Origin of the sequence: Novilysobacter erysipheiresistens, from assembly GCF_036663935.1 — a bacterium.
Taxonomy (GTDB): Bacteria; Pseudomonadota; Gammaproteobacteria; order Xanthomonadales; family Xanthomonadaceae; genus Novilysobacter; species Novilysobacter erysipheiresistens.
Window position 1 is genome coordinate 159255 of the sequence record NZ_JAXGFP010000006.1, and the last position, 15864, is coordinate 175118.

Consider the following 15864-nt stretch of genomic DNA (forward strand, 5'->3'; position numbering starts at 1 on the left):
GAACCCGTCATGACCACGCTGCCCTGGCTCAACCCCGACCGCGCCGATGCCCTGCAACGCGCCCTGCGCGAACGCATCCTGGTGATCGATGGCGCGATGGGCACGATGATCCAGCAGCACGCGCTGGAGGAAGCCGACTACCGTGGCGAACGCTTCGCCGAGGGTTTCGACCGCAAGCACCAGCTCGACGGCCACGCCCACGGACCGACCTGCGGCTGCGGCCACGACCAGCGCGGCAACAACGACCTGCTGAGCCTGAGCCGGCCGGAGATCATCAAGACGATCCACGCCGAGTACCTCGCCGCCGGCGCCGACCTCATCGAGACCAACACCTTCAACTCGACCACGCTGTCGCTGTCCGACTACGGCCTGCAGCACCTTGCCCGCGAGCTCAATGAAACCGGCGCACGGCTCGCCCGCGCCGCCTGCGACGACGCCGAGGCGCAAACCCCGGACCGGCCACGCTTCGTGATCGGGGTGCTCGGCCCGACCAGCCGCACCGCCTCATTGAGTCCCGACGTCAATCGCCCCGGCTTCCGCGCGGTCGACTTCGACGAGTTGCGCGTCGCCTACCGCGAAGCCGCCGACGGCCTGATCGACGGCGGCGCCGACGTGCTGATGGTCGAGACCGTGTTCGACACACTCAACGCCAAGGCCGCCCTGTTCGCGATCGCCGAGGCCTTCGACGCCCGCGGCGCGCGGCTGCCGGTGATGGTCTCGGGCACGATCACCGACGCCTCCGGCCGCACCCTGTCGGGCCAGACCGCCGAGGCGTTCTGGTACTCGCTGCGCCACGCACAGCCGCTCGCGATCGGCCTGAATTGCGCGCTCGGCGCCAAGGACCTGCGGCCGCATGTCGACGTGCTGTCGCAGATCGCCGACACCTACGTCAGCGCCCATCCGAACGCCGGCCTGCCGAACGCATTCGGCGGCTACGACGAGACCCCCGAGGACATGGCGACGATGTTGCGCGAGTTCGCCGAGGCCGGCCTGTTGAACCTGGTCGGCGGCTGCTGCGGCACCACCCCGGCGCATATCGCCGCGATCGCCGAGGCGGTGCGCGACCTTGCCCCGCGCGAGGTGCCGCGACTGGCGGATGCCGCATGAGGATCGCCCGCCAGACCCGCCTCAGCGGCCTCGAGCCACTGACGATCACGCCCGAAAGCAACTTCATCAACGTCGGCGAGCGCACCAACGTCACCGGCAGCGCGCAGTTCCGCAAGCTGATCAAGGACGACCGCTATGACGAGGCGGTCGCGGTCGCCCGGCAGCAGGTCGAAAGCGGCGCGCAGGTGCTCGACGTCAACATGGATGAAGGCCTGCTCGACTCCGAGCAGGCGATGGTCACCTACCTCAACCTGATCGCCGCCGAGCCCGACATCGCGCGGATCCCGGTGATGGTCGACAGCTCCAAGTGGACCGTGATCGAGGCCGGACTGAAATGCCTGCAGGGCAAGGGCATCGTCAACTCGATCTCGATGAAGGAAGGCGAGGACGAATTCCTGCGCCAGGCCCGACTGGTACGCCGCTACGGCGCGGCGGTGGTGGTGATGGCGTTCGACGAGGACGGCCAGGCCGACACCGTGCAGCGCAAGGTCGATATCTCGTCGCGCGCGTTCAAGCTGCTGACCGAGCAGGTTGGCTTCCCGCCCGAGGACATCATCTTCGACCCCAACGTGTTCGCGATCGCCACCGGCATCGAGGAGCACAACGACTACGGCGTCGCCTTCATCGAGGCCGCGCGCGAGCTGCGCCGGCGTTTTCCGCTCAGCCATATCTCCGGCGGGGTCTCCAACGTCAGCTTTTCGTTCCGTGGCAACGAGACGGTGCGGCAGGCGATCCACACCGTGTTCCTGTACCACGCGATCCGCGCCGGCATGGACATGGGAATCGTCAACGCCGGCGCGCTGCCGCTGTACGACGACCTCGACGCCGAGTTGCGCGAGGCGGTCGAGGACGTGGTGCTCAACCGCAACCCCGAGGCGACCGAGACCCTGCTGACGCTGGCCGAGCGCTATCGCGGCAAGAAGGGCGAGAAGAAGGTCGAGAACCTGGCCTGGCGCGAGCAGCCAGTGCGCGCGCGGATCAGCCACTCGCTGGTGCATGGCATCGACCAGTTCGTGATCGAGGACACCGAGGAGGCCCGCGCCGAGGCGGTGCGCCCGCTCGACGTGATCGAAGGCCCGCTGATGGACGGCATGAACGTGGTCGGCGACCTGTTCGGCGCCGGCAAGATGTTCCTGCCGCAGGTGGTCAAGTCCGCCCGCGTCATGAAGAAGGCGGTTGCCCACCTGCTGCCGTACATCGAGGCCGAGAAGCTGCGCACTGGCGACACCGGCAAGTCCAAAGGCAAGATCGTGATGGCAACGGTCAAGGGCGACGTCCACGACATCGGCAAAAATATCGTCGGCGTGGTGCTGGCCTGCAACAACTTCGAGGTGATCGACCTCGGGGTGATGGTGCCGGCGCAGAAGATCCTCGATGTCGCCAAAGCCGAGAACGCCGACCTGATCGGCCTGTCCGGCCTGATCACGCCGTCGCTGGAGGAGATGAGCCACGTCGCCCGCGAGATGCAACGCCAAGGGTTCACCCTGCCCCTGCTGATCGGCGGCGCGACCACCTCGCGCGCGCACACTGCGCTGAAGATCGACCCGCACTACAAGTCGCCCACGGTGTGGGTCAAGGACGCTTCGCGTGCCGTCGGCGTGGCGCAGTCGCTGATCAGCATCGAGCTGCGCGAGCCGTTCGTCGCAGCCAACGCGTCCGACTACGCCGAGATCCGCGAGCGCCACCGCAACCGCGACGGCGGCAAGCGGCTGGTGTCGCTGGCCAAGGCGCGTGGCCAGCGTTTCGATGGCGACTGGGAGAACTACGACCCGCCGGCACCGAAGCAGCCGGGGCTGCACGTGTTCGACGACTACCCGCTGGACGAACTCGTCCCGTTGATCGACTGGACCCCGTTCTTCCAGGCCTGGGAGCTGGCCGGCCGCTATCCGGCGATCCTGACCGACGAGGTCGTCGGCACGCAGGCCAGCGAACTGTTCCGCGACGCCCAGGCGATGCTCAAGCGCATCGTCGAGGAAAAGTGGCTGACCGCGAAGGCGGTGTTCGGGCTGTGGCCGGCCAACAGTGTCGGCGACGACGTGATCGCCGGTGTAGACAACGGCCCCACTACCCTGCACTTCCTGCGCCAGCAGGCCGACAAGCCGCCGGAGCGCCCCGACTTCTGCCTGGCCGATTTCATCGCGCCCAGGGACAGCGGCAAGCAGGACTGGATCGGCGCATTCGCGGTCACCGCCGGCATCGGCATCGATGCCCACGTCAAGCGCTTTGAAGCCGACTTCGACGACTACAACGCGATCCTGCTCAAGGCCCTTGCCGACCGCCTCGCCGAGACCCTCGCCGAGCGCATCCACCAACGCGTGCGCACCGAGTTCTGGGGCTACGCCGCCGGCGAGGCGCTGGACACCGAGGCATTGATCGACGAGCAATACCGCGGCATCCGCCCGGCACCGGGTTATCCGGCCTGTCCCGAGCACAGCGAGAAGGCGACGATCTTCAAGCTGCTCGACCCGGCGACCAACGCCGGCATGCAGCTGACCGAGAACTTCGCGATGACCCCGGCCGCGGCGGTGTCGGGCTTCTACTTCAGCCACCCGCGCAGTCAATACTTCGTGGTCGGCCGGGTGTCGAAGGAACAGGCGGCCGACTATGCGAAACGCAAGGGCGTCGACTTGGCCCAGGCCGAGCGCTGGCTGGCATCGAACCTGGACTACGACCCCGAATGAGTCACGGGTTTTTGTAGGAGCGGCTTTAGCCGCGATCGGGAATCGGACGACCACCAAACATCCGATCGCGGCTAAAGCCGCTCCTACAACTGCGGGAAGTCCGGCGAAGCCGGCCCTACCAGACCAGGTCGTCCGGCACCTGATACTGCGGATCGGAATACGGGTCGTCCGCGACCGGCGCATCGGGATCGACCTTCAACGCCACCGCCGGCGCGAATACCTGTTCGGCCTGCGCCAGCACCTCGGCGGTCACCAGCAGGTAGCGCCCGTCCACCTGGACCACGCCCAGCTCGCCGGCGTTGAGCGCCTTGAGCTGGTCGGCGGTGACGTGGATGCGCTTGATCTTGCCGCCATACGGGAAGTGCCGGGCGATGTCCGCCTCGGCGACGTTCAGCCCCTTGTCCTTGAGCAGCTCGGCCAGTCGCGCGCGCGCTTCGCGGCGCAGGCGGGCTTCTTCCTGTTTCACGCGCTCGGCCTCGATCCGCTCGTCCTTCTCGCGCTGCGAGCGGATGGCGTAGGCCTTGGCGAGGTCGATGTCCTCGCGCGGGTTCGCCCGGCCGCGCCCGGGACGCGGCGCGCCGGGTTTGCCGGCACCATGCTTGCCCGCGGGTCGCGACTGACCGGGCCGCGCCTGCTCGGCGCGCGGTTTGCCGCGTTCACCGCGCCGATCCGGCGATCCGGCACCCGGCCGGCCGCCGCGTTTGGCGCCATCGGCGCGCTTGGGTTCGGGCGCCGGCGGCTTGAAGCCGAGGCCGAGAAGCTGGTTGCGAAGGGTGTCGTTGCTCATGTCCATCGTCACCGGGGCCGCGCATGCGCTGGCCCGGCTTGTCAGTAGTGGGGCGGTGGTGGCTCGGCGGCCGGGTCGGCCGACATCGGGTTGGCGGACAGGGCGCCGCGCAATTGTTTCAGCTCTTCCAGCGCGCGATGCAGCAGCAACGCGTTGCGCGCCTCCTCGTCGCGCGCCGCCGCCAGGGCATCGCTCAGTTCCCCCAGCGCGTGCTCCTGGAACGAGACCCGCGTTTCCAGCTCGACCAGCCGGTGTTCCAGTTCATTGCTCATTGCTCATCCGCTTGCGTCGCATGCGACCGGATCGAACGCCCGCGGCCGATGCCGTAGTACGCGATGCCGGCCGTCTCGACCTGGTCGGGATGATAAAGGTTGCGGCCGTCGAAGATCACCCGGTCCGCCAACGCCGCGTGCAGGCGCGCGAAATCCGGGCTGCGGAACTGCTTCCATTCAGTGACCACGATCAGCGCGTCGGCACCCTTGAGTGCCTCGTGGTCGGAGTCGCAATAGACCAGGTCGTCGCGCTCGCCAAAGATCCGCCGGGCTTCGGCACTGGCCTCGGGGTCGTATGTGCGCACCCTGGCGCCGGCCGCCCACAACTGCTCCAGCACGCGGCGGCTGGCCGCCTCGCGCATGTCGTCGGTATTGGGCTTGAACGCCAACCCCCACAACGCGAACGTCTTGCCCGCGATGTCGCCGCCGTAGTGCCGTTGCACCAGTTCGAACAAGTGGCCCTTCTGCAACTGGTTGACGGTCTCGACGGCGTCCAGCAGGTGGGTGTCGCAATTGCCCTGCCGCGCCATCCGGGACAGCGCCTGCACGTCCTTGGGAAAGCAGGAGCCGCCATAACCGGCGCCCGGGTAGATGAAGTGCCAGCCGATGCGCGGGTCGGAACCGATGCCCTGGCGCACCATCTCGACATCGGCGCCGACATGTTCGGCGATGCAGGCGATCTCGTTCATGAAGGAGATCTTGGTCGCCAGCATCGCGTTGGCGGCGTACTTGGTCAGTTCCGCCGAGCGGACGTCCATCTCGACGATGCGGTCGCGGTTGCGGTTGAACGGCGCATACAGCCGACGCAGCGCGTCGATCGCCTCGTCGCTGCTTGAGCCGATGATGATCCGGTCGGGGCGCATGCAGTCGTTGACCGCGTCGCCCTCCTTGAGGAACTCGGGATTGGCGACGACCTCGAACTCGACCAAGGTCCCGCGCGCAGCCAGTTCGGCGGCGATGGTCGCGCGCACCTTGTCGGCGGTCCCGACCGGCACCGTCGACTTGTCGACCACCACCACCGGGGCCTCGAGATGACGCCCGATCGTCCGGGCGACCGCGAGCACGTACTGCAGGTCGGCGCTGCCGTCCTCGTCGGGCGGCGTGCCGACCGCGATGAAGATCAGCTCGGCATGGCCGATGGACTCGACCGGATCGCTGACGAAGCGCAAGCGTCCCGCGTCGCGGTTGGCCTGGACCAGCGGCGCCAGACCGGGTTCGAAGATCGGCACCTCGCCGCGATTGAGGGCGTCCACCTTGGCCTGGTCGATATCGACGCAGACCACGTCGTGGCCGACCTCGGCCAGGCAGGTACCGGTGACCAGACCGACATAGCCGGTGCCGAAGATGGTGACTCGCATAGGGTTTGATCCGTGCTCGTGGGCGGGCCGCGTTCGACCCATCGATACGGTGGCCGTCCCTCAACCCGGCCAGCCACCGCGGACTCGATGATCACTTACCCCGATGATCACCATGTCAAAACCACACGTCGAAACCGCCGAGTCAGGACCGGATCATTCGGCGGACGGTTGCACGATGTCCTGCAGCTCGACCTCGAACACCAGCACCGCGTTCGGACCGATCGGGCCGCCCGGCGTGCCCTTCTCGCCATAGCCCAGTTCGCTGGGAATCCAGAAGCGATATTTGCTTCCCACCGGCATCAAGGCAATGCCTTCCTGCCAGCCCGGCACTACCTGCTGCAACGAAAATACCGCCGGTTCATTGCGCTCGTATGAACTGTCGAAAGTCTCGCCGTCGAGCAGCGTGCCCTTGTAGTGCACGCGCACGACGTCGTCGCCATCGGGCTTCGGGCCTTCGCCTTCGGTGATGACCTGGTACTGCAGCCCGGACTCGGTGGTCTTGACGCCTTCCTTCTTGGCGTTGGCGGCAAGGAACTTGGCACCCTCTTCCTGGTTCTTCTTCGCCGTCGCCATCATCTCGGCGATGCGCTCGGCCTGGATCCGCTGGGCGAAGGTCTCGCGCACCTGGGTGGCCTGCTCGTCGGTCATCAGCGACTTCTCGCCGGCCAAGCCGGCGGTGATCGCCTTCGACAGGGTCTCGACGTCGATCTCGTCCTTGACCTCTTCCAGCGAACGGGCGATGTCGCGGCCGATCATGTAGCTGACCTGCTCCTTCTCGGTCGCCAGCCCCTCGATCTTCAAACCGTCTTCAGCCGAAGCCTCGGTGTCGGCGGTCGCGGCCTTGTCGGCGTCGGCGGTTTTGTCGCCCGGCTGGCAGGCGGCCAAGGCGAGCGACAGCGTGGTCACGGCCAGCAGTGCGGCGGTTCGGGAGGCAGGCTTCATCGTGGGCTTCATGAGAGGTGGGGCTCCTGGTGGATGATGGGTGCGCGCGACATCGCCGGACGCAAGCGCGCCACTGTGTCGATGGCAGCCTGAACGGCGCCGTATCGGCGCGCTGTGAACGCGATTTAGCGCCGCAGGTCCGCGGCGGTTTATTCGACGATGGCCTGCAGTTCGACGTCGAACACCAGGGTCGCGTTGGGACCGATATCGCCGCCACCGCTTCCCTTGGCGCCGTACGCGAGGTCACCGGGGATCCAGAAGCGGTACTTGGCGCCGACCGGCATCAGCATCAGACCTTCGGTCCAGCCCGCGATGACCTGGTCGAGGCCGAACTCGGTCGGCTCGCCGCGCTCGTAGGAGCTGTCGAACACGGTGCCGTCGAGCAGCTTGCCTTCGTAGTTGACCCGGACCCGGGCACCCGGCCGCGGACGCGGGCCCGAACCCTGGCGCAGGACCCGGTACTGCAGGCCCGATGGCGTGGTGAAGACGCCCTTCTCCTGCTTGTTGACGGCGAGAAACTTCGCGCCCTCGGCCCGGTTGGTTTCGGCCTGGGCGTTCATCCGGGCCTCGAACTGGCCGCGCATCTTCTGGGCGAAGGCTTCGCGGGTGGCATCGAATTCGGCTTCGGTCATCTGCAGTTCGCCGCCGGCGAAGGTCGCGCGCACCGCCGTCAACACGATCGGCAGGTCGAGTTCGTCCTTCATCGGTTGCAGCGAACGACCGACATCCGAGCCGATCAGGTAACCGACCTGCTGCTTGTCGACCTCCGGCACCTCGGCGTCGGCCGGAGCCCGGCCGGCACGCGCGGCGATGCGCATCATCAGGGCGCGGCCGGTGACCGGCACCTGGCTGTCCTCGATCAGCGGCTCGCCGCCCTGCACGGCATTGGCGACGGCGCGTTCGAACGCGGCCAGGTCGATGTCCTGCGCCGCGGCGGCGATCGAACGGGCGACGTCATGGCCAACCATGTAGCTGGCCCTGGCCCGCTCCGTGTCCAGTGCGACGGTGTCCTGGGCGACGGCAGGAACCGCCGCGACCGCGGCAAGTACCCCGGTGGTCAACATCACGGCAACGCCGCGCAACAAAGCCTTCATCCGGAACTGCTCCTGTCGGTCCGCCATGGTCATGGCGCGAAGCGGCCATTGTCGCGGGCCGGGGCGATGCCGGCAATGTCCGGGCCATGGTCGGGCGGCATAGGTCTTTAGTTGGGTTCGACCGACTTGACCGGACGTGTTTTGGTGTTATAGTTGCATACAACACCGGTCTACCAACGAGCAGGACGTTCAGATGAACCGCAAGCTCCACAACACGCTTTCCGCCCTCACGGCCAGCGGCGCCTTGCTGGTAGTGAGCCTGATTGCCGCCGCGCCGGTCGCGACCGACCTGAACCCCGCCCGGGTCCTGGTAGACGCCATCGAAACCGCGGCCGTCCAGACCATCGAAACCGGCACCACCGAATCACCGCGCTCCACAGGGACGAGTTCGCACAACCGCCGGCAGACCCTCGTCATGCCGTACTTCTCATTCTTGCCGCGGGGTTGACCCATGTCCGCTATCCAATGGAGCGACGGCGCTCCCATCTACCGCCAGCTGAAGGAACGCGTCGTCGCCATGATGCTCGACGGCCTGCTCAAGCCCGGCGATGCCCTGCCCTCGGTCCGGCAGGTCGCCGCGGAGTACCAGCTCAATCCAATCACCGTCTCGCGCGCCTATCAGGAATTGGCGGACGAGGCGCTCGTCGAAAAACGCAGAGGGCTTGGCATGTACGTGACCGAAGAAGCCGCAAAGAAACTGCTGGTCAATGAACGCGAACGCTTCCTGACCGAGGAATGGCCGCTGGTGCTGGAACGCATCCTGCGCCTGGGCCTGAACACCGAGGAGTTGCTGGCGGCCGCCCCGGCCCAGGCGGGTGCGCAATGAACGCCGCCCCCCTCACCACCGACCGCGACCCCGACCTCGGCAACGCCAGGGCCACCGGCACCGTGGTCAGCGCCAGCCACCTGCGCAAGGCCTACAAGAACAAGGTCGCGCTCGACGACACCGCGTTCGAGATTCCGGCCGGCCGCATCGTCGGCCTGATCGGCCCCAACGGTGCCGGCAAGACCACTGCGCTGAAGGCGATGCTCGGCCTTATCCCGTTCGAGGGCCACATGAGCGTGCTCGGCCGCGACCCGCGCACCGACCGCGACGAGCTGATGCGCGATGTCTGCTTCATCGCCGACGTCGCCGTGCTGCCGCGCTGGATCCGGGTGTCGGAGGCGATCGAGTTCGTCGCCGGCGTGCACCCGCGCTTCGACCGCGCCCGCTGCGAGCGCTTCCTCCAGGGCACCCAGCTCAAGCCGAGGATGCGCGTGCGCGAACTGTCCAAAGGCATGATCGTGCAACTGCACCTGGCCCTGGTGATGGCGATCGACGCCAAGCTCCTGGTACTCGACGAGCCCACCCTCGGCCTCGACATCCTCTATCGCAAGCAGTTCTACCAGCGCCTGCTGGAGGACTACTTCGACGAGGACAAGACCATCCTCATCACCACCCACCAGGTCGAGGAGGTCGAACACATCCTCACCGACGTGATGTTCATCCGCGACGGCAAGGTCGTCCTCAACAGCGAGATGGACGTGGTCGGCGAGCGCTTCACCGAAGTGCTGGTCAACGCCGACCAGGCCGAGGCCGCCCGCGCACTGAAGCCGCTGGACGAACGCGCGCTGCCGTTCGGCAAGACCGTGATGCTGTTCGACGGCGCCCCGCGCGAACAACTGGCCGGGTTCGGCGAAACCCGCACCCCGGGCCTGGCCGACCTGTTTGTCGCCACCATGAAAGGGACCTACGCATGAACGCCCTTGACACCACCCTGCCCGCCCCGGCCCGCACGATCGCGCCGGCGCATCCGACCCACAAGTTCAAGCTGCTGCTCAAGCGCGAGTTCTGGGAGCACAAAGGCGGCTTCTTCTGGGCCCCGCTGATCGCCGGTGGCGTGTCGCTGCTGCTGACGCTCATGGCGATCATCGTCGGCGAGGTCGCCGCCCGCCGCGCGCTCGCCGATGGCGAGTTCGACGGCGAGATCATGATCAACGGCCTCGACCTGGGTTACCTGAGTGAGAAACTCGGTCCCGGCGAGTTGAGCGAGCTTGCGCCGGTGATGGACCTGAGCATGCTGATGGCCGCCAGCTGGCCCTTCATCGTGCTGGCCTTCGTCGTGTTCTTCTACTGCCTCGGCGCGCTGTACGACGAGCGCAAGGACCGAAGCGTGCTGTTCTGGAAGTCGTTGCCGCTGTCGGACCGCGACACCGTCCTGTCCAAGGTCGCCAGCGCGACCCTGGTGGCCCCGGCCCTCGCCGTCGCCGCGTCGCTGGTGACCATGTTCGCCTTCCTGCTGCTCATCAGCGTGGTCGCGCTGCTGCACAACGGCAGCCCGATGACCCTGATCTGGGGGCCGGGCAGCCCGCTCTCCGTCGCGCTGCAACTGGTCGCATCGATCCCGGTCTACGCGCTGTGGGCGCTGCCGACGGTCGGCTGGCTGCTGCTCTGCTCGGCCTGGGCGCGCAGCAAGCCGTTCCTGTGGGCGATCATGATCCCGCTGTTTGCCGGCATCTTCGTCAGCTGGTTCGACCTGATGCAGGTGTTCGACCTGGAGTCGAGCTGGTTCTGGAAGAACATCGTCGCCCGCCTGCTGTTCAGCGTGGTGCCGGGTACCTGGGTCGACGCGGCCCACCTGGAAGGCGTCGATTTCGATGGCGCTGGACAGATGACGAGCCTGCTCGGCCTGAAGGCCTCGTGGTCGGCCCTGCTGAGTCCGTCCCTGTGGATCGGCGTGGCCGCCGGCGCCGCGATGATCGTCGGCGCGATCCGCCTGCGCCGCTGGCGCGACGAAGGCTGATCGCTCGCAAACCCTGTCGAGGACACGCATATGAACATCCGCAATGTCGCCCTTGCCCTTAGCCTGCTGCTGCCGATCGTGGCGCAGGCCGGGGAACCCACCGCCACCGGCATCAATGCCGAAGTGCGCCAGGAAATGAGTGACGCGCGTAAGGAAGTCCGCGCCGAGCTGGCCAAGGCGAAGCTGGAGTTGGCCACCGAAAACCTGCGTATCGACAACAGCCTGCAGTTCGCTGGCGAGGACGACGACGCTTCCGACGAGCTTCCCGAGGCGGAAATCACCCCGCAGGGCGACTTCCTGATCGAGGGCAAGGCCCAAGCCATCGATGCCGAACAACGCAGGCAGTTGCTGGCCTACCGTGGCCAGGTGGTTGGCATCGCCACGACCGGCATCGACATCGGCCAGCGCGCCGCCGACGCCGCGCTGGACGAAGTCGGCGACTCGTCCTGGGTCGGCCTGCTGTTCAATGCCATGAGCGGTCGGCTGGAACGCCGTGTCGAGCAGGTGGTCAGGCAGCAGGTCGAGCCCGCCGTGCGTGGCATCTGCCGGCAGTTGCCCGCGGTGAGGGCGTCGCAGCAGCAACTGGCGGCCAGCCTGCCGCAGTTCCGGCCCTACGCCACCCTCGAAGCCGGCGATGTCGAGGACTGCGAGAACCTGATCCAGCAAGAATTCGCATTGATCTGACCGCGAGGATTCCACGATGACGCAGACCCACCGCTTCGCCCTCCTTGCCTGCCTCGCCATCGCACCGCTGGTGGTGGCCTGCGATGCCGACCAGCCCAGCGTCTCGCAGCCGGCCTCGCAGCCGGCCGGCAGCGAGCCGCGCACGGCGCTCGGCCGCACGATCGACGAAGCGCTGCGCGAGGCGCGCGAGGAAATCGCCACCGAGAACATCAGCATCGGCGGCAACACCGACATCCGCATCGGTGACGCGCACGTCAGCGGCCGCACGCCGGTCGACGCCGACGGCAACCCGCTGCCGGAAGCGGAAATCAGCCCTGCCGGCGACCTCCTGATCGCGGGCAAGAACGTGGACGTCACCCCCGCCCAGCGCCAACTGCTGCTGGACTACCGAGGTCACGTGGTGAGCCTGATCGAGGCCGGCATGGCGATCGGCGTCAAGGGCGCCGACCTGGGCATGCACGCCGCGGGCGAGGCGCTGAAAAGCGTGTTCACCGGAGAAACCGCGGACTTCGAGCAGCGCGTCGAGGCTGAGGCGGCGCAGCTCGAAGGCGAAGCCATGCAACTGTGCGGCCTGCTGCCGCCGATGCTGCAAACCCAGCAGCAACTGGCCGAGAGTCTGGCGGCGTTCCGTCCCTACGCGACCATGACCGCCGAGGACATCGAGGAGTGCCGCAGCGACGCCGTCATCACCGAGGGCACGGACGACGCGGCCCGTCGGCACGAAGTCCGCGACAGCATCCGCAGCACGATCCGCCAGTCGATCCGCGGGGCTGCGCAAGCCGCAGGCCTGGCCGAAGGCGGAACGCCCGAGCCGGTCGAACCCGTCGAGCCGCCCAAGCCAGTCGAGCCGGTCGCAGAGTAACCAGGAGCGGTTGATGCGGTACGGCGTTCCGGAGGCGGACCTGATGAGGCGTTTGGACTTGAGCGTCTTGAAGACAGCCAACGCAATCGAAGAGCAAGTGCCCGTCAGCGGAGTAGTAGCACTCCACCGTGGCGGATACGGCTCGACTTATCGCGGCTGTAGGCAATAGCTCCGCCTTTCGCGAGCAAATGCAGTGCCCGCCGATCTGGAGATGTTCATTTGATGTTGGACTCGTCCGGAATGGGCAAAGCCAGCGGACACGTAGTGCCCACCGACGGATTCGCACATTGATAACCGGCCAACCTTGGTGCCGCGTGCGCTCCCTTTGCCGGAGCGCATCGCTTGCGCGGATCAGTCAGCATCCGACAGGTAGTCCCGCGTGGACTTGACGGTGCCGTAGCCGAACTCGAACGCGGCCATCATCGCCGCGTGCACATGCGCCGCCGGCACGGTCACGCCGTCGAAGCTCAGGTCGAGCGTGGCGCAGGCGTCGTGCAGCACCGTGACCGGGTAGCCCATGTCAACCGCGGCGCGCACGACCGCATCGACGCACATGTGGCTCATCGCGCCAGCAACCACGACTTCCTCGACGCCATGCGCGTCCAGCTGCTGCTTCAGGTCGGTCTCGCGGAACGGGTTGATGTGGCTCTTGACGATGACAGGCTCGTTGCCGAAGGGCGCCACGGCCGGCTGGATATCCACGCCATCGCTGCCCGGGACGAACACCGGGGCGTCGCCGCTGGCGGATTCGTGGCGGATGTGGAAGACCGGGATGTCGCGGCTGCGGGCGTCGGCGATGACGCGGGCCGCATTGTCGGTGGCCGCCTCGATGCCCGACAGCGGCAGCTTGCCGGTGGACAGGTACTCCTTCTGCAGGTCGACGACGATCAGGCCTTGCTTCTTCATGGGGTTCTCCAGATGGGCTATCGATGGACGACATCTTCCCTGGAGGACGCCGCCCCGCGAAGTGGCGCTGACGACAACCTCGGTGTCGATACCGACACTCCCGCGACGGGTTTACAAGCATTCAGACCCGTTGCGCCGCACCTGGTCCCGCACGGAAGCGGCGGCGGTAGTCGCCGGGTGACAGGCCGACGATCCGGGTGAACACCTTGCGGAACGCGCCGGGGTCGCCGTAGCCGACCTCCCAGGCCACGCGTTCGATCGGCGCCGTACCGAACTGCAGCAGTTCGCGGGCGCGCCCTACCCGCAACCGTTGGATGTATTCGGTGGTGGTCATGCCGGTGGCTTTCTGGAAACGACGCAGTAACGTGCGTTCTTCCAGTCCGGCCTGCGCGGCCAAGGTCGCCACTCCGACGTCGCTGGCCTGCGTCGCCTGCAACCAGTGCTGCACCCGCAATACCGCCGCATCTCCATGAGTAAGTCGCGGCGAGAAGACGCTGTAATAGCGCTGCTCGCGGCCCGGCGGATCGACCAGCAGCATGCGCGCGGTATCGATCATCACCGTCGGGCCCAGCAGGCGATCGACCAGCAACAGGCCCAGATCGGTCCAGGCCATCAGGCCGCCGGCGCTAATCACGTCGCCATCGTCGATCACGAGCCGGTCCGCATCCACGCGCACCTGCGGAAACTGGTCCTGCAGCCGCTCGGCATGCGCCCAGTGCGTCGTCATCGGACGTCCTGCCATCAGCCCGGTCTCCGCGAGCAGGAAGGCACCCGCGCACACCGACGCGAGGACAACGCCATTGGCGTGCTGCTCGCGTAACCAGGCGGCCAGCGCCGTGGTTGGCTCGACGGTGGCTGGTTCGTCCAGGGCCGGCGGCGGGATCAGTGCGGTCAGCACGGACGAAGGGCCGGCACCGTTATCGAAAACGCGTACAGGCGGTACGTCCGGTGTGTCCTGTCGCCAGTGGGTCACCCTCAGGGAGAGCCCGGGTTGCACGGGGCACGTGGCGGCGACGCGATTGGCGACGCCAAACAGATCGGTCAAGCCAAGGACCGACGCTTGCTGCGCGCCTGGATAAAGCACCAGACCGATTTCATGTGCCGGACTATGGGCCACGTGCCGCCAAGGCCTCCAATTGTGTCTTTGCTGCTCAGGTCACCCAAGACCGAAGTTTGTAGTGCCTCGACATGGTAGTCGCCGGCCTGACATGGCGGAGAGAGTGGGATTCGAACCCACGGAAGGTTTGACCCTTCGCCGGTTTTCAAGACCGGTGCCTTAAACCGCTCGGCCATCTCTCCGTAAGCGTTGTCGCGCCGTCGCATTGCACGCGGAGCGGGCGACATTCTCGCACGCTCCGCGCGGGTGCGCTCAGCGCTCGAAGGCCTTCAGCTCGGCTTCGGTGCAGGCCTTGCCCTTGATATCGGCGCAGCCCAGGCGGGCAGACTCGACCAGCCCGGGCAGCTTCTCGGCGAGGAAATCGATGAACACCCGCACCGCCGGCAGCATGCCGCGGCGTGAGGCGAATACCGCGTGGAAGATGCCCTGCGGCAGGCGCCATTCGGGCAGCACGACCTCCAGTTCGCCCGCGCGGACGGCCTCGGCGCAGATGGTCTCCGGCAGCATGGTGATGCCGACGCCCTGGGTCGCCAGCGACATCAGCATCGGGAAGTCGAAACCGGCGACGCGCGGCTTGAGGTCTATCCGGCGCACTTCGCCGTCGGGGCCGTGCAGCTCCCAGCGCTGGCGCACTTCGTCCTCGTTCATGCTCAGGGTGACGTGCTCGCCAAGGTCGTCGGGGCTGATCGGGCGGCCCATCTTGCGCAGGTAGGACGGGCTGGCGACCAGCAGTTCCTGGATCTGGCCGAAGTTGCGCATCACCAGGCTGCCGTCGTCATCGAGCTTGCTGCGCACGCGCAGGGCGACGTCGATGCCCTCGTTGATGACGTCGACGCGGCGGTTGCTGACCTGCAGTTGCACGCGCACCTGCGGGTAGCGAGCGAGGAACTCGGGCAACAGTTTCGGCAACTGTTGCTGGGCGGTCCCGACCGGCACGCTGACCCGGATCACGCCGCGCGGCTCGGCGCTGAGGCGGTCGACCACCTCATGCGCGGCCTGCGCCTCGGCGAGCATCGACTGGGCGTGGCGGTAGACGCTGGTGCCGACATCGGTCACCGCGAACCGACGCGTCGAACGCTGCAACAAGCGCACGCCAAGGTCGGTTTCGAGTTGGGTGATGCGGCGGCTCAGGCGCGATTTGGGGATGCCCAGGGCGCGCTCGGCGGCGGCGAAACCCTGATGGTCCACCACCATTGCGAAGTAGTAGAGGTCGTTGAGGTCGTGCATCGGGATAATTCCACTAGCAGAACGTAGCGTGATATTAGACTGGG

16 protein-coding genes and 1 tRNA gene are annotated in these 15864 nt (G+C 67.2%); 8 read left to right on the forward strand and 9 right to left on the reverse strand.

Annotated elements, in window-relative coordinates:
- The first annotated feature begins 9 nt into the window (after positions 1-9).
- Together SNE34_RS12165 and metH are read left to right on the forward strand one after the other, a co-directional pair.
- Complete coding sequence (locus SNE34_RS12165) at positions 10-1107, forward strand: homocysteine S-methyltransferase family protein (RefSeq protein WP_332617593.1); 1098 nt, start codon at positions 10-12, stop codon at positions 1105-1107.
- Positions 1104-3788: a methionine synthase gene (metH, locus tag SNE34_RS12170; protein WP_332617595.1), complete on the forward strand. Its 2685-nt coding sequence runs from the start codon at positions 1104-1106 to the stop codon at positions 3786-3788. The genes SNE34_RS12165 and metH overlap by 4 nt, the downstream gene beginning before the upstream one ends.
- Positions 3789-3903: 115 nt before the next feature.
- On the opposite strand, the gene SNE34_RS12175 is transcribed toward metH, so the two are convergent.
- The 5 genes from SNE34_RS12175 to SNE34_RS12195 form a co-directional block, all read right to left on the reverse strand.
- Positions 3904-4575, reverse strand: coding sequence for a DUF2058 family protein (locus SNE34_RS12175; protein ID WP_332617597.1), 672 nt, complete (start codon positions 4573-4575; stop codon positions 3904-3906).
- 41 nt (positions 4576-4616) lie between these two features.
- On the reverse strand, positions 4617-4847 hold the full coding sequence (locus tag SNE34_RS12180) for a SlyX family protein (protein WP_332617599.1): 231 nt from the start codon (positions 4845-4847) through the stop codon (positions 4617-4619).
- The gene (locus SNE34_RS12185; RefSeq protein WP_332617602.1) at positions 4844-6205 is read right to left on the reverse strand and encodes a UDP-glucose dehydrogenase family protein; all 1362 of its coding nucleotides are present in this window, start codon (positions 6203-6205) and stop codon (positions 4844-4846) included. Before SNE34_RS12185 ends, SNE34_RS12180 begins: the two co-directional genes overlap by 4 nt.
- 153 nt (positions 6206-6358) lie before the next feature.
- Positions 6359-7147: an FKBP-type peptidyl-prolyl cis-trans isomerase gene (locus SNE34_RS12190; RefSeq protein ID WP_332617605.1), complete on the reverse strand. Its 789-nt coding sequence runs from the start codon at positions 7145-7147 to the stop codon at positions 6359-6361.
- A 149-nt stretch (positions 7148-7296) separates the two neighbouring features.
- Positions 7297-8241, reverse strand: coding sequence for an FKBP-type peptidyl-prolyl cis-trans isomerase (locus SNE34_RS12195; protein WP_332617804.1), 945 nt, complete (start codon positions 8239-8241; stop codon positions 7297-7299).
- Between the two features lie 193 nt (positions 8242-8434).
- On the opposite strand from SNE34_RS12195, the gene SNE34_RS12200 reads away from it, so the two are divergent.
- From SNE34_RS12200 to SNE34_RS12225, 6 genes are read left to right on the forward strand one after another with little or no spacing between them, the layout of a single operon-like run.
- A complete protein-coding gene (locus SNE34_RS12200; protein ID WP_332617607.1) occupies positions 8435-8689 on the forward strand; it encodes a hypothetical protein in 255 nt (84 codons plus the stop codon).
- A gap of 3 nt (positions 8690-8692) precedes the next feature.
- Positions 8693-9067, forward strand: coding sequence for a GntR family transcriptional regulator (locus SNE34_RS12205; protein WP_332617609.1), 375 nt, complete (start codon positions 8693-8695; stop codon positions 9065-9067).
- Positions 9064-9981 carry an ABC transporter ATP-binding protein gene (locus SNE34_RS12210; protein WP_332617610.1) on the forward strand — a complete coding sequence of 306 codons (918 nt, stop codon included), beginning with the start codon at positions 9064-9066 and terminating at the stop codon, positions 9979-9981. Before SNE34_RS12205 ends, SNE34_RS12210 begins: the two co-directional genes overlap by 4 nt.
- A complete protein-coding gene (locus tag SNE34_RS12215; protein ID WP_332617612.1) occupies positions 9978-11024 on the forward strand; it encodes a hypothetical protein in 1047 nt (348 codons plus the stop codon). The genes SNE34_RS12210 and SNE34_RS12215 overlap by 4 nt, the downstream gene beginning before the upstream one ends.
- 30 nt (positions 11025-11054) lie before the next feature.
- Complete coding sequence (locus SNE34_RS12220) at positions 11055-11708, forward strand: YggN family protein (RefSeq protein WP_332617614.1); 654 nt, start codon at positions 11055-11057, stop codon at positions 11706-11708.
- Between the two features lie 16 nt (positions 11709-11724).
- Positions 11725-12570 (forward strand): YggN family protein, encoded by an 846-nt coding sequence (locus SNE34_RS12225; protein ID WP_332617616.1) that lies wholly within the window; start codon positions 11725-11727, stop codon positions 12568-12570.
- A gap of 351 nt (positions 12571-12921) precedes the next feature.
- Here SNE34_RS12225 and SNE34_RS12235 read toward each other — a convergent pair whose 3' ends face one another.
- The 4 genes from SNE34_RS12235 to SNE34_RS12250 form a co-directional block, all read right to left on the reverse strand.
- Positions 12922-13476 carry a cysteine hydrolase family protein gene (locus SNE34_RS12235; protein WP_332617618.1) on the reverse strand — a complete coding sequence of 185 codons (555 nt, stop codon included), beginning with the start codon at positions 13474-13476 and terminating at the stop codon, positions 12922-12924.
- Positions 13477-13597: 121 nt separating this feature from the next.
- A complete protein-coding gene (locus tag SNE34_RS12240; RefSeq protein WP_332617620.1) occupies positions 13598-14521 on the reverse strand; it encodes a GlxA family transcriptional regulator in 924 nt (307 codons plus the stop codon).
- A gap of 164 nt (positions 14522-14685) precedes the next feature.
- Positions 14686-14775: transfer RNA gene (locus tag SNE34_RS12245), tRNA-Ser, on the reverse strand.
- Positions 14776-14845: 70 nt separating this feature from the next.
- Positions 14846-15820 carry a LysR family transcriptional regulator gene (locus SNE34_RS12250; protein ID WP_425604530.1) on the reverse strand — a complete coding sequence of 325 codons (975 nt, stop codon included), beginning with the start codon at positions 15818-15820 and terminating at the stop codon, positions 14846-14848.
- Positions 15821-15864 lie beyond the last annotated feature (44 nt).